The sequence below is a fragment of the Acinetobacter sp. SAAs474 genome (genome assembly GCF_032823475.1).
GTDB lineage: Bacteria > Pseudomonadota > Gammaproteobacteria > Pseudomonadales > Moraxellaceae > Acinetobacter.
This window is the reverse complement of the sequence record NZ_CP127915.1, coordinates 1,942,219-1,966,839: the sequence shown is the minus strand read 5'-3', so window position 1 is coordinate 1,966,839 and position 24,621 is coordinate 1,942,219. Positions and strand designations below refer to the sequence as shown.

The window sequence follows — 24,621 nt, the reverse complement described above, 5'->3', positions numbered from 1 at the left end:
ATACCATATATCATCCAATTGAAGTTTATGCCGACTGACGAATATCAAATACACGCTGAGCTTTGCCTTCTGAACGAGGTAAACTACCTTCCGGTAACACTTCAACACTCACACTAATCCCCACCATGGTTTTAATTTGTGTTTTCAACTGATGTTCGAGTTGATTGGCCATGGTTGCATGACTATTTTTACGCATTTCAGTCCGGATATGCAATGTATCAAGATGCTTATGTTTACAAATCTGGATTTGATAATTGGCAATCAGTTGTGGAATTTGTAAAATTTGCTCTTCAATTTGCGAAGGGAATACATTGACACCACGAATAATCATCATATCATCGCTACGCCCCATAATTTTATCCATCCGACGCATTGACCGTGCAGTCCCTGGTAATAAACGTGTTAAATCGCGTGTACGATAACGAATCACAGGCATCCCTTCTTTGGTAATAGTGGTAAACACTAACTCACCAAATTCACCATCTGCTAAAACCTCGCCAGTTTCAGGATGAATAATTTCTGGATAAAAATGGTCTTCCCAAATGGTCGGTCCATCTTTCGATTCCAGACACTCCATCGCTACACCTGGTCCCATCACTTCAGACAGTCCATAAATATCCAGTGCATTAATCCCCAAACGTTCTTCAATTTCCTTACGCATTTCATGCGTCCAAGGCTCGGCACCAAATATTCCAGTGTGAATAGAGCAATCTTTTGCACTACCAAACTTATTTTCTAATGCTTCAATGATATTTAGACAGTATGAAGGTGTCACCATTAATGCAGTGGGTTTAAAATCATGAATTAATTGTGCCTGACGCTCGGTTTGTCCACCAGACATTGGAATTACGGTGGCACCTAAACGTTCTACACCATAATGTGCACCTAAGCCTCCGGTAAATAATCCATAGCCATAAGAAACCTGAATAGTATCTTTATGTGTTAAACCTGCAGCACGTAATGAACGTGCAACAACATCAGCCCAGATATTTAAATCATGCTGCGTATACCCGACCACGGTTGGTTGACCTGTTGTGCCAGATGAAGCATGAATACGTACAATCTGCTCCTGTGGTACAGCAAACATCCCAAACGGATAATGGTCTCTTAAATCCTGTTTGGTGGTAAATGGAAATTTGGCCAAATCCTGTAATGATTTAAAATCATCCGGATGTACGCCTAGCGCATCAAATTTTTGACGATAAACCGAACTATTTGCATAAGCGTGGTGTAAGGTTTTTTTAATCCGTTCAACCTGTACACTACGCAGCTCATCTATCGAAGCCGTTTCAATTTTTTCCATCGCATTATTGTTCATTTTTCCACTCCTGTTGCAGTCGTCCTGACTGCATATTCCATTTTATCAATCCGCTAATTAATCTACATTTTCCAGAATTAATGCTACACCTTGTCCAACACCAACACACATGGTACACAATGCATATTTTCCTTGACGGCGTTTTAATTCCTTCATCGCAGTGATCACCAATCGGGTACCACTCATACCTAAAGGATGTCCCAATGCAATGGCTCCGCCATTAGGATTAATTCGTTGATCATCATCCGCTAAACCCAATTCCCGAATGACGGCAAGTGCTTGCGCTGCAAACGCTTCATTGAGTTCAATCACATCCATTTGCGCTAAAGTTAAGCCACTATGCTGCAATACTTTATGCACTGCAGGAACAGGGCCAATACCCATATATTTTGCTTCAACACCAGCACTTGCCATTGCCACCACACGGACCAATGGTGGTAAACCATAGCGATCCGCAAAGGCCTGATTACCCAGTAATACACATGCAGCACCATCATTCACACCAGATGCATTGCCTGCAGTGACAGAACCATCAACTGCACGAAATGGCGTTTTTAAACTTGCTAAAGTTTCTAATGTGGTATCTGCACGTGGATGCTCATCAGCTGTAATGGTCACAGTTTGTTGGCGATTGATTGCCACTGTCACAGGTAAAATTTCTTCAGCCAGAATACCATTACGCTGTGCATGTGCCGCTTTTTGTTGACTACGATAAGCAAATAAATCCTGATCTTTACGATTCACCGCAAATTTTTGCGCCACGTGTTCTGCCGTTTCTGGCATACTATCCACACCAAACTGGGCTTTAAACTTTGCATTAATAAAGCGCCAACCGATAGTCGTATCATAAATTTCAGGGCTGCGACTAAATGCCGTCACTGGTTTGGCTTGTACAAAAGGTGCTCGACTCATCGACTCCACCCCACCTGCCAAAATAAATTGTGCTTCACCAGCCTTAATTGAACGTGCTGCCAGACCAATGGCATCCAGTCCTGAGGCACATAAACGATTGACCGTTAATGCGGGAACAGAATCGGGTAACCCAGCCAATAATGCTGCCATACGAGCAACGTTGCGATTATCTTCACCAGCCTGATTCGCACAACCTAAAATCACTTCATCTAACTCTGCCCAAGGCAATTGAGGATGTCGCTGATATAAATAGTTAATCGGTAATGCCGCCAAATCATCACTACGAATTTGACTCAAGCTTCCTGCGTAACGACCAATCGGGGTACGAATTGCATCAAAAATATAAACCTGTTGCATTGATTTTCCTTTAGCCAGCGACTTTTAATGGCTGGTTTTGTCCAGCATTTTGTGGCCATCCTAATGCCACTTTCTTTTGTAAATACAGACTTGGCCTATAACGCTCCTCACCATAAATACGATAGATATTTTTTAAAATTTCTAAAATAACGTGATAACCGATCTTGGTTGCCCATTCAAATGGCCCTTGAGGATAGTTAACGCCATATTTCATTGCTAAATCAATATCTTGTTCAGATGCTACTTGGTGTAATACGGCTTCGCAGGCTTCATTGACCAACATCGCAATTGTACGTAAAACATAAAACCCTGGATAATCACGACTCCAAATAGGTATCACATTCAGTGCTGTAAATAGCATATTGATTTGATTGAGATCGAAAGTGCTACATGCTGGTGAAGCAGTCACCGTGATACTCTTGGCAGATTGCCAGTCACAGTGCCAGTCCATCAGTACAACTTTCTGCTGAGTATAGTCAAGTTCGACGGATTCTCCCCGAGTAAGACGTAATGATAATCCATCAATCAAAATTTCATCTTGTCGTGCAGCTTCAAACTCAAGTTCAACATCAGGACACTGTTGTAAACGCTCAATCAATCCTAAACATGTCAACCAAGCACCTTTAACGACAATTTTGATCTGTTCTGACACAGCTATTTTTAAACTTGGTGGTTGATATTGCGGGATCATTGTGCCTTGATGATAACGATAAAATCCTTGCTGTGATTTACGACCATAGCATCCTGCATCAACCAATTGTTGCTGTAGTAAAGAAGGCCGATAACGTGGTTCATCAAAAAAAGCATGATAAACACTTTGTGTCACCGAGAAATTAACATCCTGTCCAATTAAATCCGTCAACTCACAAGGACCCATGGCAAAACCACCACACTCACGCATCAGATAGTCTAATTGTTCAGGGGCTGTCACATGCTCTTCTAAAGCGCGAAAAGCTTCTGCATAATAAGGACGGGCAACACGATTCACAATAAAGCCTGGTGTTGACTTGGCTTTTACTGCAACCTTGTTCCAAGACTGCATCAATTGGCATAAATGCTCTGCAATCACGGCTGAGCTTTGCAAACCAGAAATAATTTCAACCAACTTCATCACTGGTGCAGGATTAAAAAAATGCAGTCCAATCACACGTTCAGGATGAGGGATCGTAGCTGCAAGCGCAGTAATCGAAATTGAAGACGTATTCGAGGCAAAAATAGTCTGTTCACTACAGATATCTGCCAGCTGCTGAAATAATGCCTGTTTGATTTCTTTTTTTTCTACAATCGCTTCAATAATGACATCAACATCTGCTAAAGCACTCAATTGCTCCACAACAGTTAAATGAGCAAAAATATCGGCCACCAATTGTGCTGACATTTTACCGGCCTGCACACGTTGATTTAACTGTAACGACAAACGTGTTAAAGCATGTTGAGCTTGCTGCTGATCAACATCAAAAAGCACCACTTGATGGCCATTCATCGCGGCCAATTGTGCAATACCTGTTCCCATGGTACCCGCACCAATCACGGCAATTTTCGCCTGTTGTAATTTGATTTTTTGCATCGCTTAACATCCTTTATATTGTGGTGGGCGCTTTTGCATAAATGCTTGTACCCCCTCTTTATAATCATGCGAACGCCCAGCCAAACGCTGTAAATCCCTTTCCAAATTTAATTGATCTTCTAAATGATTATCAGCAGAAGCATGTAATGCTTTTTTAATCAGCGATAAACCGTAAGTAGGTTGCTGGGCAAGGTGCTCAGCCATACTGATCACTTGCTGCTGTAAAGCTTCATCTGCAACAACTTGCCAAATCATTCCTAATTGTAATGCTTTTTCAGCCGTTAGCTTATCGCCCAATAACGCCAGTCCCATCGCCTGAGCACGCCCCACTAAACGTGGTAAAAACCATGTTCCACCCGAATCAGGTACCAAGCCTAGGCGACAAAATGCCTGTATAAATGATGCAGATTGTGCTGCAACGACAATATCACAGGCTAAAGCAATATTGGCGCCTGCACCAGCAGCGACACCATTGACTGCACATATAACAGGTTTTGGCATAGCAGTGATTAATTTAATCAGTGGATTATAATATTTTTCAATTGATATCCCTAAATCTGGTGCTGCTGCATTTGGGTCTACCACACGATCGTTAAGATCTTGACCTGCACAAAAACCGCGACCACTGGCTGAAATCACGACTGCACGAATCTCACGATTTTTAGCCCATGCTTTTAAGACCTCAGCCACTTCTTGATGCATCTTTTCATTAAAACTATTGAGTTGCTTTGGTCGATTAAAGGTTAAATAACCAACAGCATTTTGTTCTTTGACGATAATTGTTTGGTAATCCATTACATACCTCGAAATACTGGTTTTCTTTTATTTAAAAAAGCATCTATGCCTTCTTGGCGGTCTTGCGTTGATGCCAACCATACAAAGTATTGTCGCTCAAGCTTTAAACCTTGACTTAAAGGCAATTCATATACCGTTTTTAATGATTGCTTAATCATCCGAATAGCAAGTGGCGCCTGCTGTGCAATCTTGACAGCCAGCTCTAGCGCATACTGTCGTGTTAAATCAACTGGACAAATTTGGCTGCTTATCCCATGTTGTAATGCTGTTGCTGCAGAAATAAACTCACCTGTCATCGCCCAGCGCATCGCCAATTGTGTACCAACAACACGTGCTAAACGTTGTGTACCACCCGCTCCAGGCAACATCGCCAAACCAATTTCAGGCAGTGCAAACTGAGCATTATCACCAGTGATCAGAATATCGCCATGTAAAGCCAGTTCAAATCCAGCACCAAATGCATAACCATTGACAGCCATAATTAATGGTTTTGAAAAAGTATCAATTTTTTGCCACAATTGTGGACGTTGATCCTGCTGCAAGCGAACGACATCCAGTTGAGCCAATTCATTTAAATCCGCTCCCGCAGCAAAGCATTGCTCATTACCGGTAATCACCACAGCGCGAATCTGTCCATCTTGATCACATTGTTGCAAACACGCTGCAATTTCTTGTAAGGTCGCATTATTTAATGCATTACGTTTTTCAGGTCGATTTAATTCAATCAATGCCACACCAGGCTGTATGATATTCATTTTGATATATTGCATAGCAGAATTCCTATTCTTTCATCATGATCCATTTAAAGCATGCAAGCCAAGATTGCTGTACTGCATCAGCTTTAATACACTTGATTGCACCTTATTGATCAAAACTCAATCGAACATCACTGCTCAGCGGACGTGCCTGACAACTTAATACATAGCCCTTTGCAATTTCATCTTCTTCCAGACTATAGTTGACCGCCATATCCACCTGCCCCTGTAGTACCTTACATTTACAGGTTGCGCAGACCCCTCCCTTACACGCATAAGGTAAATCTGCACCAGCACGTAGTGCGGCATCTAGAATACTGTCATCTTGTGCAGAGACATCAATCTGTAATTCACGTCCATCCAGAATAATACTCACGCTTTCCTCATTGCGATTTTGTGATGGTACTGCCGATGTTTTAGCTGCACTACCACGATTAAAACGCTCAGTATGAATCTTCTCTTTCGCCACCCCTAAAGAAGGCAATACCTGTTCTATCGCCTGCATCATTTCTTCAGGCCCACAAGCAAAAACGTGGTCAATTTGTGGAACAATTAAATTAGCCTGAAAAAGCTGCTGTAATTTTTCTGCATCAATACGACCATTAAAAATATCCTGATCATTTAATTCACGAGAAAAGATATTAATTAACTGTAATCGTGACTTATATTGATCTTTTAAATCCATAATTTGCTCAGCAAACATGGTTTGTTTCCAAGAGCGGTTACCATATACCAAAGTAAAAGTAGTTTCAGAATGCTGATTTAAAACAGATTTAATAATTGATAAAATAGGCGTAATGCCACTGCCTGCTGCAAAACCTAAATAATGTTGTCCACCTTGTTTACGAGCCTTTTGAAAAAAAACGCCTTGAGGTGGCATAATTTCTAAACAATCACCGACTTTTAAATGTTGATTGGCCCAAGTGGAAAATTGCCCCTGATCAACTTGCTTAATGGCAATACTGATATCTTCTTGTAGATCACTACAAATTGAATAACAACGACGTAATTCACCCGTCGTGGTCAGATGACGAATCGTTAAATGCTGTCCAGGTTGATAGCGAAAGATATTTTGCTGTTCTGCTGTCAGCTCAAATGCAATACAAATTGCTTGATCTGTCTGAGGCTGAATTGATTTTATTGTTAATGGTATAAATTGATTCATTAAAAAATCCCTCTTGGTTTCGGCTATATATGGGTAGAGCCATCACCACATACGCTGTTCCATCTAAATACATTTAAAATAGTCAAAAGGTTCTAAACAGTTTTGACATTGATAGAGTGCCTTACACGCAGTTGAACCAAATTCACTTAACAATTTGGTTGCTGAACTTGCACACTGTGGGCAGGAAATACCGTCTTGTAATGCCACATGTGTTCCACAATGCGCTGCATCACCTTGAGGAGGCGCAATACCATATTGTTGCAGTTTATTTTTACCCGATTGGCTCATCCAATCTGTTGTCCATGCCTCTGATAAATCAATGACAACCTGTACAGGAACAAGACCATGCTGACTGAATGTCTGAATAATTTCTGCCTTTAACAAATCTGTTGCTGGACAACCACTATAAGTCGGTGTGAGACGGACGATAATTTCATGATCTGCGTTCAAATCAACACCACGGATCATGCCCAGATCTAATATCGATAACACTGGAATTTCAGGATCTGCTATATCAGCCAAAACCTGCCAGCACCGCTCAGTAACATGTCGAATGATCTGCATTACACTTGCTCCCTCAACAACAAAATACTACCAACTCATTTGTGGATAAGTACGCTGCAGATATTGCATTTCAGCCAGTACATAGCCGAGATGCTCCGTATGTAATCCTTGTTTGCCACCATTGCGATAGGCTGGAATTTCGGCAAGGGTTAACTGAAAACGGTCAAGTTCATGCTTAATCAAGATTTGCCACTGCTGTTGTAATGCTTCAATATTGCTGATCACACCATCGGCAACGAGTGTATGTTCATCTGCCGTTAACACAAATAATTCTTGAGTAAAACGCCATAGTTGATGTAAAGCATATTGTACTTTGTCATGTGCTTCAGACGTGGATAAACTCAAACGCTCCATCCAAGCTGTTGAAAAACGCAAATGATATTTCACTTCTTTTAAGGATTTAGTGGCAAATGCTGCTAATTCAGAACAACCACTATTGCTCAATGCATCCAGCAACAATGCATGATAATGATCAAATAACCACTGCCGCACGATGGTTTGGGCAAAATCACCATTGGGTTGTTCACACAGCAATAAATTGCGATATTCACGCTCTGTACGCAAATATGCGATTTGATCTTCATCACGACCTAAACCTTCAAACTGACCTGCCAGCGTTAATGCTGTACGTGCCTGCCCTAATAGGTCCAAACCAATATTGGCCAAAGCAATATCCAACTCTAATTCTGGAGCATGACCACACCATTCAGCCAAGCGATGCGATAGAATCAGTTGACTATCGCCAATATGTAAAAGAAATTGTGCTAATACAGGATTTTTCATGATCATCACCTCTTACATATGCTCAATGCCATCTGGAATATGGTAAAAAGTAGGATGTCGGTAGACCTTATCCAGTGATGGATCAAAAAACTCAGGTTTTTCATCTGGTTGTGAAGATGTAATCAGCTCAGATTTAATCACCCAAATACTAATTCCCTCATTGCGGCGTGTATATACGTCACGCGCATTTTGTAATGCAATTTCATCATCAGGCGCACGCACACTACCCACATGACGATGACTTAGGCCTTGTTTGCTACGAATAAATACTTCATATAAAGACCAGTGATTTTGATTATCCATAATTTAAATTCCGTTTATCTTTAATTTGATTAAGCAACTTTTTGAGCATCTAGCTGCTGCTGTTTCTTGGCATATATCACAGCAGCATCACGCACCCATTTACCGTCTTGCCATGCTTTACGACGTGCTTCAATACGTTCATGATTACATGGCCCTTGACCGGCTAAAACAGCAAAAAATTCCTGCCAATCTATGGCGCCAAATTGATAATGTCCGGTTTCTTGATTAAATTGAAGATCTGGATCAGGTACAGTCAGACCGAGCTGTAAAACTTGCGGTACTGTGTTATCAACAAACTTCTGCCGTAATGCATCATTACTAAATAATTTAATTTTCCACTGCATACTTTGTGCACTATTCGGTGAGTTATCATCACTTGGACCAAACATCATTAATGCTGGCCACCAAAAACGATTTACCGCATCTTGTGCCATTTGTTTTTGTTCGGCTGTTCCCTGTGCCAACTGCATCATGGCTTCAAAACCTTGGCGTTGATGAAAACTTTCTTCTTTACAGATCCGTACCATAGCACGTGCGTATGGTCCATAAGAGGTTCGACATAAAGCAACCTGATTGACAATTGCTGCACCATCGACCAACCAGCCAATCGCTGCAACATCTGCCCATGTCAAAGTCGGATAATTGAAAATTGATGAATACTTCATTTTCCCTGCGATTAGTTTATCCATCATCTCATCACGATCTGCACCCAAGGTTTCAGCAGCACTATAAAGATATAAACCATGTCCGGCTTCATCCTGTACTTTAGCTAACAGAACGGCTTTACGTTTTAATGTTGGCGCTCGTGTAATCCAATTCCCTTCCGGCAACATTCCAACCACTTCAGAATGTGCATGCTGCCCAATTTGGCGAATAAGTGTTTGACGATAAGCATCAGGCATCCAGTCCTTCGGCTCTATCGAAATATCTGTCGCAATATTTTGATCAAATATTTTTTGTTGCTGATTCATTTTTCCCTCACTTATCCCAAGTGTTGATATTGATAAATTAAAACGATACACAATTAAAATCAATAATTATTTTATAGTATCAAATAAATTAAAATTATAAAATAATCTATATTCCTGTTTTTATTAACTATTTTTATAAATTTTCGACTCATTTAATTTTTTAGTGAATATTTTTGATTGACATTTTGCAATTTTAAAATCAAATTACGAAACATTAAAACTAAAAAATATTTAATATTGTATCAAAAATGGAGTTTTATTATGTTTGTGCCAGATGCCACATCAAACACAACCAGCCAACAACAGGACTTAACTCAAGCCGATGCAGCAAAAGTGAAAATCTTAAGCTCACTGGTACAAGGCCATGAATACATTGCGCAAACAGATTTTCGAGTGGTTTATCATGCCATTACGGGTAAGGCAATTTATCAGGTCAGCAGTCAAGGTATGCCAATGCGCGCTGTGGTTGATTATGCCAAGCAAAAAGGTGCCACACTGGCAGAATGGACTTTCCATCAACGTGCACATGCTTTAAAACAAGTCGCACAGTATTTAATGGAACGCAAGGAACAATATTATGCACTTGCATCAGCAACAGGCTGTACCCGTAAAGATGCTTGGATTGATATTGAAGGTGGTATAGGAACCTTATATGCCTATTCGAGCTTAGTTCGTCGAGAACTTAGTGATGAAACTGCTTGGGTTGAAGACGCATGGATTCCTCTTTCTAAACAAGGAACTTTTGGTGCAAAACATATCCTTCACCCCAAAGCAGGCGTTGCTGTACACATCAATGCCTTTAATTTTCCGATTTGGGGCATGTTAGAAAAAATTGCACCAACGCTATTGGCAGGCGTACCGTGTATTGTTAAACCTGCGACAGAAGGTGCAGAACTTACTCATGCTGTCGTCAAAGCCATTCATGAAAGTGGCTTTTTACCTGATGGTGCTTTACAGATTATTTGTGGTCAAACATATGATTTATTTGATTATCTAAATCCACAAGACACCGTCACGTTTACAGGCTCCGCTGCAACAGGGCAAAAATTACGCGCACATCCTCATTTAAATGCCTATTCGATTCCATTTAGTATGGAGGCCGACTCTGTCAATAGTGCGATTTTAACACCTGAAGCTGATGATGCAGCGATTGCTTTATTTGTACGTGAGATATTACGTGAAATGACAACAAAAGCAGGGCAAAAATGTACAGCAATTCGTCGCGCATTTATACCCACCACGTTATTGCATCACGTGGAAAATCTTCTGATTGAAAAACTCAAACAGATCGTGGTCGGTGATCCGAATCAGGATGGCATCCATATGGGTGCTTTAGCCAGCTTAAAACAAAAACAGGATGTGATTGAAAAAGTAGAACAATTAAGCCAAGAAGCAGAAATTGTTTTTGGTAGCCACTTACGCCAGGATGTCAAGATTGTAACTGCTTATCCAGAACAAGGCGCATTTTATCCACCGACACTTTTACGTTGCACAGATCCAATGCAAGCTAAAAATATTCATACCATTGAAGCATTTGGGCCTGTCGTTACTTTGATGCCTTATCAGGATATTGCCCAACTGACCACTCTGGTTGCACGTGGTGAAGGTAGTTTAGTGGCTTCCATTATACGACATCATAATGAAAACATTGAAGAATTAGTTAGAAAAATCGCCCCATGGCATGGTCGAATTCATATTCTAGACAGTATCAGTGCTAAAGAAAGTACAGGTCATGGATCACCACTTCCCCATCTTGTACATGGTGGACCTGGCCGGGCTGGTGGTGGCGAGGAATTGGGTGGACTACGCGCTGTAAAACATTATATGCAACGTAGTGCGATTCAAGGCAGTCCAAATGCACTGACACAAGTTGGCCATTGCTGGACCATCGGCGCAGATGCCATGACCGATCGTGTTCATCCTTTTAAGAAGTCTTTTGATGAACTTCGTATTGGTGAACGTCTACTCACTGCTAGACGTACTGTTACCGAAGCAGATATCGTCAGTTTTGCTGGTCTCAGTGGTGACTATTTTTACGCCCATATGGATCAAATTGCCGCAGCTGAATCTTTATTCGGTGAGCGTGTAGCACATGGCTATTTTATTGTATCTGCTGCTGCGGGGCTATTTGTTGATGCTGCTGTGGGTCCTGTAATTGCCAATTATGGTATGGATAATTTACGTTTTGTAGAACCGGTAAAAATTGGTGATACCATTCAAGTCGAACTTACCTGTAAGCAAAAAACTGTAAAAACATTACGCGATCCTACCCAAAAACCTCATGGCGTCGTGGTATGGGATATTAAAGTTAAAAATCAACGTGATGAACTGGTTGCCACCTATGATATTTTAACACTGGTTGAACGTACCAACTAAACTCGATACATTGCAAAAGGAATCTTCATGATTCCTTTTTTTTAAAAAATAAAAAAAATAGTATCTTTTTATAATAATTTCATTGACTATTTTCAATTTACAACCTAAATTCAATTCATGATACAAAAATAAAAACAAATTAAATTATTTGTGTCATTAAATCTCATAGTATTTGCAAAGGATATTGCATAATGAATGATCAATCTCTAGAAATAGAACCACCGAGTAATGGTAAAGAAATAACCATCAAAGCCAACGACATCCCCCTTCCTGAAATCACTGAACATCAGAGCAATACCACCTATCAATGGTATGTTGTTCTGATTTGTATGGTGGCCTATATTTTGTCTTTTGTAGACCGGCAAATTTTATCGTTGATGATCGAACCAATTAAAGCTGATCTAATGCTCAGTGACACGCAATTCAGCTTGTTACAAGGTCTGGCATTTTCATTATTTTATGCATTTATGGGCGTACCAATTGCCGCACTGTCAGATAAAAAGTCAAGAATCAAAATTATTGCTATAGGTATCGCTTTTTGGAGTTTAGCCACAGCAGCCTGCGGACTCAGTAAGAACTTTATACAAATGTTTTTAGCACGCTTAAGTGTCGGAGCTGGTGAAGCTGCACTGTCACCTGCTTTTTACTCAATTGTTTCAGATTTATTTCCCAAAGATAAACTGGGCCGTGCACTGGGTGTGTATGCCATCGGTGCTTTTGTTGGTTCAGGCTTAGCTTTTCTTATTGGCGGCTATGTGATTGGATTATTAAAAAATATAGACAGCATCGTGATTCCGGTTTTAGGACAGATTAAAACATGGCAACTGACTTTTATGATCGTTGGTTTACCGGGTATTTTACTGGCATTGGTCATGGTTATGACAGTGCGTGAACCAACACGCAAAGGTCTTAAAGTTGGCCAAGATGGTCAAGTCATCAAAGCGTCGTTTAAAAACTCTATCGCTTTTATTAAGCTGCATAAAAAAACTTTTTTCTGTCATTTTATTGGTTTTTCATTCTATACCATGATGCTCTATTCCTTACTTGGCTGGGCACCTGCCTATTACATGCGTCATTTTGGTTTAGATGCCAGTCAAACGGGCTATATCCTCGGCATAATTATTTTAATCGCAAATACTGCAGGCGCTTTTTTCTGCGGTTGGCTTATTGATCTTTTCCAGAAACGCGGTTATCGCGATGCTGCAATTCGTACAGGTGCCATTGGGTGCGCAGCCTTAATCATTCCAAGTGTTTTATTCACTCAAGTCGATCATCTATATGGCTCTTTTGCACTGATTTTTGTGGCGATGTTTTTTTCGACCTTTCCGATTCCCGCTTCTGCAGCAGCGACTCAAATGCTGACGCCCAATCAACTACGTGCACAAGTTTCTGCAAAATTTTTATTAATTTCAAATTTGATTGCACTTGGCATTGGAACCACTGCCGTTGCATTAATTACCGATAAATACTATCAAAACACCTTGATGGTCGGTAATTCAATTTCGATTGTTAATCTAGTGGCAGGTATTATTGGTGCATGGTTACTCTTTAAAGGCTGTCACTATTATCGTCAAAGTATCGAAATTGAACAATTAAATTAGTTTCAAACTAACATCAGTATTGATCACTGAGTGACACTCCTGTTTGTTAAATGATATGTACAATGAATAATGTCATCTTGTCATCACTGCAAGGCATTATTCATTGTGAATTGTTTGACATACGCCAACAAAAATTATAACCATTACATTGATCTGCCCCTCATATCTTGGTAATAATTTGAGTCGTGTATGAATCTAAACCTTAGCTTCTACTAAACCTTGGCTTCTATAATGATTGAGTAAATACCACGATCCAGTTCAACATCACCACCTCTGCGTATTTGATAACCTAAAGCTCTCCGATAAATCAATGATCACTAAAAAAATAAGTATCAAGCCGCGATTTACTGCTTGAATTTTGTGGCTAAAGACTCTAGAATCTTCGCTTCCGTAAATACTACGGCACAACTTTTTTTAGGTTGTGACTCCTTGCTTCTGATAATTACGTCAGGGGCTGTATAATCCGTAAGGAGCTGACAATGCGTCACTACGAAATCGTACTTCTGGTACATCCAGATCAAAGCGATCAAGTGGTAGGTATGGTTGAACGCTATATCTCTCACATTAAAGAAGCTGAAGGTCAAATTCATCGTCTTGAAGATTGGGGCCGTCGCCAATTGGCTTACCCAATTAACAAAATCCATAAAGCGCACTACATTTTGATGAATATCGAATGTGGTCAAACTACGCTTGATGAGCTTGAAGAGTTATTCCGTTATAATGACGCAATTATTCGTAGTCTTATCATCCGTCGTGAACACGCTATCACTGAAGAGTCTTTATTGGCTAAGAGTGCTGAAGAAAAACGTGCGCGTAAAGCTCAACGTGAAGAAGCACAATTGGCTCAAGACTCTGCTGAAGCATAAGGAGAACATCAATGGCACGTTTTTACCGTCGTCGCAAGTTCTGCCGCTTTACAGCTGAGAACGTTACGTACATCGACTACAAAGATATTGACACTTTAAAACAGTACATTACTGAAAATGGCAAGATCGTTCCTAGCCGTATTACAGGTACTAAAGCTCGTTATCAACGTCAATTAGCGCTTGCTATCAAACAAGCTCGCTACTTGTCTTTGATCCCTTACACTGACAATCATAAGTGAGGTTGAGCTGTGGATATTATCTTATTACAACGCATTAAAAACCTTGGTAAACTTGGTGATAAAGTTTCAGTTAAAGCTGGTTATGGCCGTAACTACTTAATCCCTCAAGGGAAAGCAGTTGCTGCAACTGAAGCAAACACTGCTGCTTTTGAAGCTCGTCGTGCTGAACTTGAGAAACAAGAAGCTGAAGTATTGGCTGCTGCTCAAGCACGTGCTGATCAATTGAACGAAGTTAATATCGTTATCACTGCAAAAGCTGGTGATGAAGGTAAACTCTTCGGTTCTATCGGTACACGTGATATCGCTGACGCGTTAACCAATGCTGGTCTTGAAGTTGACCGTGCAGAAGTTCGTTTACCATTAGGTGCACTTCGCAACACTGGTGAATTCAACATCGCAATCCAATTGCATCATGATGTTATTGCAGAAGTTCTTGTGACTATCGTCGCTGAGTAATTTTTTGCAAAAAAAAGAGCATGCTTTAGCATGCTCTTTTTTTATCTCTAAAAAGAATCTGTTATTTTTGATAACATCTTCAATGAAAATTTCGATTCGCATTTTAAATTAGAAAGCGTATCATTTGTTTAAATATCAAAATCTAAAACATATTTAAACGCAATATTTTGCATTTACTGTATTAAAAATCAGGGATTTATATGTCACAGGCAAATGCCAAAACCAAAGCTAGTGCATCCAAAATCGATTTAGTGATGAACGAAAATACTGCTTTAAAAGAATTTCGCACCCCTCCACATAATTTGGCGATTGAACAAGCCGTTCTGGCCGCCTTAATGACTGTGGCAGAATCTTTTGAACAAGTAGGCGATGTTTTGCAAGAGTCTGATTTTTATGCGACTCGCCATAAATATATTTTCCGTGCGATTGATACATTAGCCAAAGAAAACTCACCTTACGATGCGGTATTGGTCAATGACTGGTTAATCAAGCAAAACTTACTTGATGCCGCAGGCGGTGAAGAATATTTAATGCAATTAATGGCAGACTCTCCTTCTAGTTTCTATAATATTGAAACCTATGCCACCAAAATTAAAGAATTCTCAACACTGAGAAATATGATTAAAGTCAGCAGTGAAATTTTACAAAGCGCTTATGACACTAAAGGTCGCTCAGTCAGTGAAATTCTAGATTTAGCAGAAACCAATGTATTTCAAATTGCTGAACAACACAACAATAATAAAAAGAACGCTGGACCTAAACCCATCACCAGTGTAGTCGCTGATGTATTTGATAAACTTAATGAGTTATCTCAATTAGAAGGTAATATTACTGGCTTAACGACAGGTTTCTTAGAACTAGATAATAAGACCTCAGGAATGCAATCTGGTGATTTAATCATTGTAGCAGCACGTCCATCCATGGGAAAAACGACTTTTGCCATGAATTTGGTTGAAAGTGTGCTATTTAACAATAACTTACCAGCACTTGTTTTCTCCATGGAAATGCCAGCAGATTCGATCGCCATGCGTTTAATTTCAGCATACGGTAAAGTCCATCAAGGACATTTACGCGCAGGTAAGCTGGATGGCGAAGAATGGTCAAAAGTAACCGGAACCATTTTACAGCTTCAAGAGAAGCACTTATATATCGATGACTCTTCAGCATTACCACCAACTGAACTTCGTGCAAGAGCACGACGTATTGCCAAACAGCATGGGGGTAAAATTGGCTGTATTATGGTCGATTATTTACAATTGATGAAAGTACCAGGTATGGGCGACAACCGTGTCGGTGAGATTTCAGAAATTTCACGTAGTTTAAAAGCCTTGGCTAAAGAAATGCAATGTCCAGTCATTGCACTTTCACAGCTTAACCGCTCTTTAGAAAACCGCCCCAATAAACGCCCAGTGATGTCCGATCTACGTGAATCAGGTGCAATTGAGCAGGATGCCGATTTAATCATGTTTATTTATCGTGATGAGGTCTACAATAAGGAATCTAAAGAAGCTGGTACAGCAGAAATCATTATTGGTAAACAGCGTAATGGTCCAATCGGTACGGTACGACTTGCCTTTGAAGGCCAATATACCCGCTTTAGCAATTTATCACCTGAGTTTTATGCTCAATTTGATGATGATGAATAATCTTCTTCATTGTCTTTGTTTTCATCGACCCTCGAGGAGTATTAAGGGTGCGCCAAGCAACAGTTTATATTGATCGTACAGCACTTCAATATAATTTAAACCGTGTCAAACAACTTGCACCAACCGCTAAAGTCGTCAGTATGGTAAAAGCCAATGCTTACGGACATGGAATTAAAGACTGCTTAGCAGCCTTACAAGACAGTGATGCTTTTGGCGTTGCCTGTCTAGAAGAAGCTTTGGAAATTCGTGCATTAGGTTATTCACAACCGATTACACTGATTGAAGGCGTCTTTTCTGCAGATGAAATGCAAGTGGTCATCGACCATCATATTGAAATTATTGTTCATCATCAGCAACAAGTAGAATGGTTACGCCAAAATCAAGCTGCTTATATTGCAAAAGGTTTAAAGGTTTGGGTAAAACTGAATAGCGGGATGAATCGCCTCGGTTTTAAAGTTCCTGAAATTATTGACGTAATTAATACGTTAAAATCAGATGGTTTTAGCTGTGTCTTAACCATGCATTTTGCCAATGCAGACACCGATGATCATCCACTCAACGAACAGCAGAAACAACAGTTTTTACAGGTTAAAAATATATGTGCCCCCATCATGGGCTCATGTTGTAACTCCGCAGCAATCTTTAAATGGCCAGAACTTAATTTTGATTTTGTTCGCCCAGGGATTATGTTATATGGAGCATCACCATTTGCCGATCAGAATGCTCGACAACTTGATCTGCAACCCGTAATGTCATTTAGCGCTGAAGTCATTGCCCTTAATACGATTCAAGCAGGTGAATCGGTCGGTTATGGTTCAAAATTTGTTGCCCATAAAGAAACTCAACTTGCGATTGTTTCTATCGGTTATGGTGACGGCTATCCTCGTGCTTTTTTTGAACAAAATTATGTTGCTATTGACACTAAACTGATACCTATTGTTGGGCGTGTCGCTATGGATATGATTGCGATTGATGTAACCAATCAGCATGTTGAACTGGGTACGAAAGTTGAACTTTGGGGAAAAAATCGTCTCGTCGATGAAGTAGCTCAAGCCAATGGGACTATTGGTTATGAACTCCTATGTCGCTTAAGTCAACGCCCAACACGTGTTGCCTTTTGATGATGCATTAAGCTTTGCTCTAAGGCCTAAGTCGCAAAACTTAGGTCTTCACCTTTTAATCTTTTTAACAACATGACTAAGCAAAATCAAATTTAAACTACTCTATCACGGCAATGATCTGCAGCAGGCTATTCAACTACTGTTGGCCAAAGTGATTAAGTATCTCTTAATTTAAAAATTATAATTCAATCAATCTGCTGTTTAAACCCATCAACAAGCTGTTTAGTTTTGTTAAAATTTCGCCATTTCTATATTTTGATACAGTAAGATCTAGCTGTTAAGTGCTAAATTATTTTATTAAATCTTAAGAATTTTTATATCATGTCTAAAAAATCAATCATTGAATTAGATAAAGAAAGAAAAGATAAACTGATACAATCATTGCAACTTTATTGTTCAAAAGAATTTAATTTAGAGTTGGAAAGCTTTCCCGCCCAATTTTTTTTAGATTTCATCATCAATGAGTTTGGTGCAACTTTTTACAATCAAGCTTTAGATGATGTTAATACATGGCTGTCAGATAAAATTCAATATTTAGCTGATGATATATATCTCTTAAGTAAACAAGAATAGTATTGATAACGGTCACTTCGATGTCTAAACAAACATCAGTTAACACAAATACTTCTAAAATTTATCATATAAAATCAATATATTATATTTTTTACGCCTTGAATCATATAGCCATAAGGCAGAGCTACAGTCAATAGTATGCCACGGTAATGCACCCTAAAAATAATTAAACTTCAAAGTAAAAAATAAAAAATAAAAAGTCAAATACCCTAGCTTTAAGAATATTTTGTATACAAACATCTAAATATTCAGATCGCTTAATCATGAGTATGTTGAAGCAAGCTAAAGCTAGCATAAGTGCCAAATCTATACCGAGAACATGCTGTGAGCTCTACCATCTTCCACAAATGAAAGTCCAAATATACTGATATGGATCTTGTAATTAATGATACCACTTAAACAGCTTAAGGCTGAAAATGCCCGTTTAAAAGGTATGTAGTAGCTAAATGGCTAAAACCAGATATCTTGCAAAATGCTGTGTCAAAAAATTTTTAAGGTCGATTCAGCAACAGTTACTTGCTTAGTAAGCCACTAAAAAAATTAATATTTTAATCAGTATGGTCTGTTTCATTTTCCAAGTAAGTCAAACATATTATCGCGACAAGGCATGGTTGTATAAGAAAAATATTCGCATTGCTAACTGATTAAAAAGCAACAATCATTCTCTGTTCTTTGATACAAAATAAAGATATCTTCTAATATCATGATTTGAACACCATCTATATTGATAACTTTTTGTACATCAGCTTTATACTTGCAATTAACGCATTACAATCAGCTAAAAATCTATATCGTGATAGATCCCCATCAACAATAAATAGCCCCTCTTTGTTTTTTTGTAAAATCGCAGAATATTTCCTGCATTTGACTTGCTTAACAGTGCTATTTTTCTTATTGTGATAGGCCTTTCAAAACAGTTTTAACCGCACATCTTTATTACTGAATTTAGACTATGTCCTCACAAGAAAAAGAAACCTCAAATACCTTATATCGGCAATGGCATATTCTTTCGCGACTTTCAACAGGTAAATGGATGGGTACTCGAGAGTTGCAAGAAATCCTGTTACGAGAAGGAATTGATGTCAGTTTACGTACCATTCAACGCGATCTCAATCAAATTTCACAGCGTTTCTTAATTGAAAGTAATGGCACTGTTCCTCAAGGTTGGCGTTGGCGTGCCGATGCGCCAATTCAAAGCCTGCCACACATGACCAGCTCCCAAGCAGTGACTTTTATGATGGTAGAAGAACATTTAAATCATTTATTACCTCCAAGTTTAATTGAAGAAATGAATCCTTGGTTTGATTTAGCACGACGTAGCTTGTCTACACAAAACAATGTCCGACAATGGATTAACCGTGTTCGTATCGTACCTGCCAATCAACCTTTAATTCCGCCAGTGGTTGATAAACAGGCACAACAAGCCATCTATGAAGGGTTATTACAAGACAAACAACTGGAATGCATTTACCAACCGCGAACACCAGAAGCTGAAGAAAAATCTTATATTTTAAATCCACTGGCATTGGTACAAAAAGGTGCTGTGATTTATTTAATCTGTACCCGTTTCGATAAAACAGATATTCAAACTTTTGCCTTACATCGTTTTAAATCTGCACAAGTACTCGATTCCCGTGCCTTGCATCCTGTTAACTTTGATATTGACAAATATATTGAATCTGGCGCTTTAGGCTTTCGTGTTGACTATTCAAAACCTACAGAATATATCCAAATCAAGCTGCAAATGAGTGAAAATGATGCAATGTACTTTGAAGAATGTCAATTAAGTCAAGATCAAGTTATCCATAAACAAGATAATGGCTACAGTATCGTATGCGCTACGGTACCTTATACATCTCAACTTATATGGTGGCTACGAGGCTTTGGCAAAAAAATTCAAAACATTGAACCTCAATATGTTTTTCATGCTGTACGTGAGACAGACATATCATCTTGCTCTTAAGTTTTTTAAATGGTAGTGGCCATCAATATAAAATAAAACCCCATATCATAATTGACTGGGGCTGTTACAATTTTTTTATAATATGATGATAAGCTTTATTATGATTGTAGTTGTATTTTAGGCTCAGGATATATTGATGATTAATATACAATCACCCTACTCCTGTTTATTCATTAAAATATTATTTTATAATTTAAATCAATTATTATGTGCCTTAATCAGCTCAATACAATTAACAGTTCAGACATATCATGCTATTTACCTCCTTCAATACCAACCAGTGAATAACAATATAAAAGTTACATACTGAGCTGTAAAATAAGAAAAACTGTAACTTAAATCTATTTTTGTGTTTAATGCATAAAATGATGTATTTATTCTATAAAGTTAAAATCATACGCTACACAGTAACAACTCTACCTTTTATTCAGCTGTATGAAGTCTCAATAATCGGCTTAAGATTTCAGAGCACATTTTTTTCATTCATCATTTTTTTAGTCAATGAATTTTATGCTTTAAGCGATATTTATTGCTCTTAAGACATCATCTTTGTACAGTTTTTGCTTTATTAAGCCAATCTATTTTATCTTTAAGGATTACTGGATTTTTGCGCTCTATTTGTAGCTTTAGTTATATTTTAGCTCAGCCATGACTTCATACTGGATCTTAGGATATTAATTAAAATATTGTTGGTATCTTAGCAACCGTAATCCAGATCGCGTAAAATACCAACCCAATATCGTCATTTAATTTAAATCGGCTTATTTATTTTTTTGTTTTGATGATTTAAACCTTGATAACGCAGTAACAGCAACTGCAGAAAGAATAATCCCCGGTGCACTTGCCATTAAGATTCCTGTCGTGCCAAGACCTAAAGCCAAAATTTTTCCAGTGAGCAATGGCCCAGTCATCGCACCTAAACGCCCCAATGAAATGGCACTGCCAACACCGGTAACTTTTCCAGCATTTGAATAAAATATAGGTGAAATACCATATAAAATAGACTGACCACCCGTTGAAAAAATCCCTCCAATCAGACCTGCAAAGATCAACATTGGAATCGAAGTAGTAGTAAATAAAATCACTACTGCAATCAATAAACCACTATAAATAATGATCGACATTTGCCATAATTTTAAACGATCCAAAAGATAACCCAAGCCCAAAGTACCTATTACAGCGCCAACTTGGAAAATCAACATGATCATAAATGCTTGTTGTTTTTGTAAGCCTTGCTCCATGAGCAAATTAGGTAACCAGCTAATTAAGATATAGTTCACCATGAGCGTAAAGAAAAAACTCACCCATAATGGTAACGTGTAGCTATAGCGTTTTTCCGCAAACAACACCTGCGTCATCGGCGGTACGGTAACACTCGCATCTGCAACTTGAGCTTTAGGTTTATCTTTTAGGATTATCGCCATCAAAGGGATCAGTAACAGAGGTGTTAAACCACCAATCATAAACAGGGTTTGCCATGGAATATCTTTAAATAAAATTGCCAAACCTGCTACAAATATAGCACCAACAGGTAAACCACAATACATTAGGCTATTTAATTTACCTCTATTCTGCTCTGTCGCTTCATCCCCCACTACTGAAATCATAGTTGGCATGGCAGCACCAAGTCCTAAACCTGTTAAAAACCGTGCGGCATATAATACTTCTGTACTGCTAGCAATTGCAGTTACAAACATAAAGATTCCGAAGATTAAAATAGACAGCATCAGTACTTTTTTCTGACCTAAATAATCTGCAATACGCCCACCAAAAAATGCCCCAAACAACATGCCAAAGACACCTAGGCTAAATACATAACCCATTTGTACTTGATCTAAAGCAAAAGTTGCGGCAATTCCTTTTGCAGCAATACCTGGTGCTTGTAAATCAAACCCTTCAAAAAATGCGACCCAAAAACACAGAAATACAGTCAAAAATCGCTGCATTTTTTCCGATTTAATTTCTAACATGACTAAACTCCATTCATCGTTAGCAAATGTATGCCATCTAGCATGGTATTTTCGGATCAATGTGGCAAAATAAATACCACGACAATGGTCGGGATTCACCTAGAAAGAAGAATATTTTCCTTCTTAAAATAAGACTTAAAAGCTTATCTAATCATTCATTTTTCTTATTAATAAACATTGATAGCAATATATATCAATAACTTAGCATTTTTTGAAATATTTACATGATCGTATGATAATAAAAAACTATCATCTGAATTTTTTTAAATGTTATATGCTAAAAAAATAAAGCCTATAAAATACAAAAAACCCGCAAATAGTCTGCGGGTTTTGTGTGGCGGATCAATTTCAGCTTAGGCTGATTTTTTTGCCTGATTATTTTTACGAATCGTAATCATCACCAATTGTACTGCAGCAGGTGTTACACCTGGAATACGGCTGGCTTGTGCTAATGTTTCTGGACGCACATCTTTAAGCTTTAAGGTAATTTCACGAGATAGACCTGAAACAACATCATAATCAAAATCAGCAGGAATCCGTGTTTCCTCCAGACGCTTCATTTGTGCCACATCTTCTTGTTGACGATTGATATAACCTTCATACTTGACTGCAATTTCAATCTGCTCACCAACAAAAGCTGATACTTCTGAGCCGGTAAGTTCGGCAATTTGTGCAAAGTTAATATTAGGACGTTTAAGTAAGTCAATTGCCGAACACTCTTTCGAAAGATCTGCACCCGTCATTTCAACAAACTTTTTGCCCATAGCATTGTTTGGTGCAGCCCATAAGTGCTGTAAACGACCTTTTTCCTGCTCGACTGCTTCCATTTTTTCGCAATATGCAGCCCAACGTGTATCATCAACCAAGCCCATTTCACGACCAATTGCAGTTAAACGTTGATCGGCATTATCTTCACGCAACATCAAACGATATTCGGCACGTGAAGTAAACATACGATACGGTTCTTTGGTACCTAAAGTAATTAAATCATCTACCAACACACCCATATAAGCTTCATCACGCTTAGGTGTCCACTGCTCCTGATCCCACGCACGACGTGCTGCATTTAAGCCTGCCAGTAAACCTTGGGCACCGGCTTCTTCATAGCCTGTGGTACCATTAATTTGACCGGCAAAATATAGATTTTGAATCGCTTTGGTTTCAAGGGTAAATTTTAATGCTTGAGGATTAAAATAATCATATTCAATTGCATAGCCCGGACGTAAGATATGTGCATTTTCCATACCACGAATCGAACGCACCAATTCAAATTGCACATCAAACGGTAAAGATGTTGAAATCCCATTTGGATACAGTTCATGAGTATCCAAACCTTCTGGCTCTAAAAAGACTTGATGAGAGTCTTTATCGGCAAATTTATGTATTTTATCTTCAATCGATGGACAATAACGAGGCCCAACACCCTCAATCACCCCTGTATACATTGGCGAACGATCCAATCCACCACGAATAATCTCATGCGTACGCTCATTGGTATGGGTAATATAACAATTGACTTGCTCAGGATGCATAGAAGCATCACCCATAAATGACATGGTTGGTGATGGGAAGTCACCAGGTTGAGGAATCATAACGGAGAAATCAACGGAACGTGCATCAATACGTGGTGGTGTGCCTGTTTTTAAACGTCCAACAGGTAAGTTCAACTCACGTAAACGATGTGCCAAGGAAATGGAAGGTGGATCACCTGCTCGCCCTCCAGAAGCATTATTCAAACCAATATGAATAACACCGCCCAAAAAGGTTCCAGCAGTTAAGACAACAGTTTTAGCATCAAAACGGATACCCATTTGAGTAACAACGCCTTTAACGATATCACCTTCGACAATTAAATCATCTGCTGCTTGCTGAAAAATATCTAAGTTGGCTTGATTTTCCAAGGTGGCACGAATTGCAGCTTTATAGCGAACACGATCAGCTTGAGCACGTGTTGCCCGAACGGCTGCGCCTTTACGTGAATTTAAAATACGAAATTGAATCCCACCTTTATCTGCTGCCAGTGCCATCGCACCGCCCAGTGCATCAATTTCACGAACCAAATGGGATTTACCAATACCACCAATGGCCGGATTACAACTCATTTGCCCTAAAGTCTCAATATTATGAGTTAACAGCAAAGTCTGTCGGCCCATACGTGCTGCAGCAAGCGCTGCTTCAGTACCTGCGTGACCACCGCCGATAACAATGACATCATAAACTTTAGGATAATGCATAGTAATACATGAGAGATAAAAAAAGTGGCGGTTATTATAACAAAAATTCAGTCATAAGTTGACAAATTCAGTCAAATTTCATATTT

At 39.0% G+C, this 24,621-nt stretch carries 21 protein-coding genes; 9 read left to right on the top strand and 12 right to left on the bottom strand.

The features are described from left to right. Positions 1–25: 25 nt before the first annotated feature. The 10 genes from paaK to paaA all read right to left on the bottom strand — a co-directional run bounded on the left by paaK (position 26) and on the right by paaA (position 9,490). Positions 26–1,318: a phenylacetate--CoA ligase PaaK gene (gene paaK / locus QSG86_RS10050; RefSeq protein ID WP_317031358.1), complete on the bottom strand. Its 1,293-nt coding sequence runs from the start codon at positions 1,316–1,318 to the stop codon at positions 26–28. A 57-nt stretch (positions 1,319–1,375) separates the two neighbouring features. Then, positions 1,376–2,587, bottom strand: coding sequence for a 3-oxoadipyl-CoA thiolase (pcaF, locus tag QSG86_RS10045; protein ID WP_317031357.1), 1,212 nt, complete (start codon positions 2,585–2,587; stop codon positions 1,376–1,378). 10 nt (positions 2,588–2,597) lie between these two features. Beyond that, positions 2,598–4,154, bottom strand: coding sequence for a 3-hydroxyacyl-CoA dehydrogenase (locus tag QSG86_RS10040; protein ID WP_317031356.1), 1,557 nt, complete (start codon positions 4,152–4,154; stop codon positions 2,598–2,600). Between the two features lie 3 nt (positions 4,155–4,157). Next, on the bottom strand, positions 4,158–4,949 hold the full coding sequence (paaG, locus tag QSG86_RS10035; protein ID WP_317031355.1) for a 2-(1,2-epoxy-1,2-dihydrophenyl)acetyl-CoA isomerase PaaG: 792 nt from the start codon (positions 4,947–4,949) through the stop codon (positions 4,158–4,160). Continuing rightward, positions 4,949–5,719, bottom strand: a complete 771-nt coding sequence (locus QSG86_RS10030; RefSeq protein ID WP_317031354.1) for an enoyl-CoA hydratase-related protein — start codon at positions 5,717–5,719, stop codon at positions 4,949–4,951. The genes paaG and QSG86_RS10030 overlap by 1 nt, the downstream gene beginning before the upstream one ends. Positions 5,720–5,810: 91 nt before the next feature. Then, the gene (gene paaE, locus QSG86_RS10025) at positions 5,811–6,869 is read right to left on the bottom strand and encodes a 1,2-phenylacetyl-CoA epoxidase subunit PaaE (RefSeq protein WP_317031353.1); all 1,059 of its coding nucleotides are present in this window, start codon (positions 6,867–6,869) and stop codon (positions 5,811–5,813) included. Between the two features lie 63 nt (positions 6,870–6,932). After that, on the bottom strand, positions 6,933–7,433 hold the full coding sequence (gene paaD / locus QSG86_RS10020) for a 1,2-phenylacetyl-CoA epoxidase subunit PaaD (RefSeq protein WP_317031352.1): 501 nt from the start codon (positions 7,431–7,433) through the stop codon (positions 6,933–6,935). Between the two features lie 27 nt (positions 7,434–7,460). Beyond that, a complete protein-coding gene (gene paaC, locus QSG86_RS10015) occupies positions 7,461–8,216 on the bottom strand; it encodes a 1,2-phenylacetyl-CoA epoxidase subunit PaaC (protein WP_317031351.1) in 756 nt (251 codons plus the stop codon). Positions 8,217–8,228: 12 nt separating this feature from the next. After that, on the bottom strand, positions 8,229–8,519 hold the full coding sequence (gene paaB, locus QSG86_RS10010) for a 1,2-phenylacetyl-CoA epoxidase subunit PaaB (protein ID WP_317031350.1): 291 nt from the start codon (positions 8,517–8,519) through the stop codon (positions 8,229–8,231). Between the two features lie 29 nt (positions 8,520–8,548). After that, a complete protein-coding gene (paaA, locus tag QSG86_RS10005) occupies positions 8,549–9,490 on the bottom strand; it encodes a 1,2-phenylacetyl-CoA epoxidase subunit PaaA (RefSeq protein WP_317031349.1) in 942 nt (313 codons plus the stop codon). A gap of 261 nt (positions 9,491–9,751) precedes the next feature. Between paaA and paaZ the strand changes: the two genes are divergently transcribed. The 9 genes from paaZ (at position 9,752) to QSG86_RS09960 (ending at position 20,331) form a co-directional block, all read left to right on the top strand. Beyond that, positions 9,752–11,866, top strand: a complete 2,115-nt coding sequence (gene paaZ / locus QSG86_RS10000; RefSeq protein WP_317031348.1) for a phenylacetic acid degradation bifunctional protein PaaZ — start codon at positions 9,752–9,754, stop codon at positions 11,864–11,866. A 191-nt stretch (positions 11,867–12,057) separates the two neighbouring features. Next, positions 12,058–13,467 carry an MFS transporter gene (locus tag QSG86_RS09995; protein WP_317031347.1) on the top strand — a complete coding sequence of 470 codons (1,410 nt, stop codon included), beginning with the start codon at positions 12,058–12,060 and terminating at the stop codon, positions 13,465–13,467. 479 nt (positions 13,468–13,946) lie between these two features. Continuing rightward, positions 13,947–14,333 carry a 30S ribosomal protein S6 gene (rpsF, locus tag QSG86_RS09990; RefSeq protein WP_317031346.1) on the top strand — a complete coding sequence of 129 codons (387 nt, stop codon included), beginning with the start codon at positions 13,947–13,949 and terminating at the stop codon, positions 14,331–14,333. An 11-nt stretch (positions 14,334–14,344) separates the two neighbouring features. Then, a complete protein-coding gene (gene rpsR, locus QSG86_RS09985; protein ID WP_004278792.1) occupies positions 14,345–14,572 on the top strand; it encodes a 30S ribosomal protein S18 in 228 nt (75 codons plus the stop codon). A gap of 9 nt (positions 14,573–14,581) precedes the next feature. After that, positions 14,582–15,028, top strand: a complete 447-nt coding sequence (gene rplI / locus QSG86_RS09980) for a 50S ribosomal protein L9 (RefSeq protein ID WP_317031345.1) — start codon at positions 14,582–14,584, stop codon at positions 15,026–15,028. Positions 15,029–15,228: 200 nt separating this feature from the next. Next, positions 15,229–16,674, top strand: coding sequence for a replicative DNA helicase (gene dnaB / locus QSG86_RS09975; RefSeq protein WP_317031344.1), 1,446 nt, complete (start codon positions 15,229–15,231; stop codon positions 16,672–16,674). Between the two features lie 47 nt (positions 16,675–16,721). Continuing rightward, on the top strand, positions 16,722–17,795 hold the full coding sequence (gene alr / locus QSG86_RS09970) for an alanine racemase (protein ID WP_317031343.1): 1,074 nt from the start codon (positions 16,722–16,724) through the stop codon (positions 17,793–17,795). Positions 17,796–18,116: 321 nt separating this feature from the next. Further along, a complete protein-coding gene (locus QSG86_RS09965) occupies positions 18,117–18,368 on the top strand; it encodes a DUF2164 domain-containing protein (RefSeq protein ID WP_317031342.1) in 252 nt (83 codons plus the stop codon). Positions 18,369–19,320: 952 nt separating this feature from the next. Then, entirely contained in the window at positions 19,321–20,331 is a 1,011-nt protein-coding gene (locus QSG86_RS09960) for a WYL domain-containing protein (protein WP_317031341.1), read from the top strand. Positions 20,332–21,092: 761 nt separating this feature from the next. Here QSG86_RS09960 and mhpT read toward each other — a convergent pair. Next, complete coding sequence (gene mhpT / locus QSG86_RS09955; RefSeq protein WP_317031340.1) at positions 21,093–22,301, bottom strand: 3-(3-hydroxy-phenyl)propionate transporter MhpT; 1,209 nt, start codon at positions 22,299–22,301, stop codon at positions 21,093–21,095. A 353-nt stretch (positions 22,302–22,654) separates the two neighbouring features. Continuing rightward, positions 22,655–24,535 carry a tRNA uridine-5-carboxymethylaminomethyl(34) synthesis enzyme MnmG gene (gene mnmG, locus QSG86_RS09950; protein ID WP_317031339.1) on the bottom strand — a complete coding sequence of 627 codons (1,881 nt, stop codon included), beginning with the start codon at positions 24,533–24,535 and terminating at the stop codon, positions 22,655–22,657. Positions 24,536–24,621 lie beyond the last annotated feature (86 nt).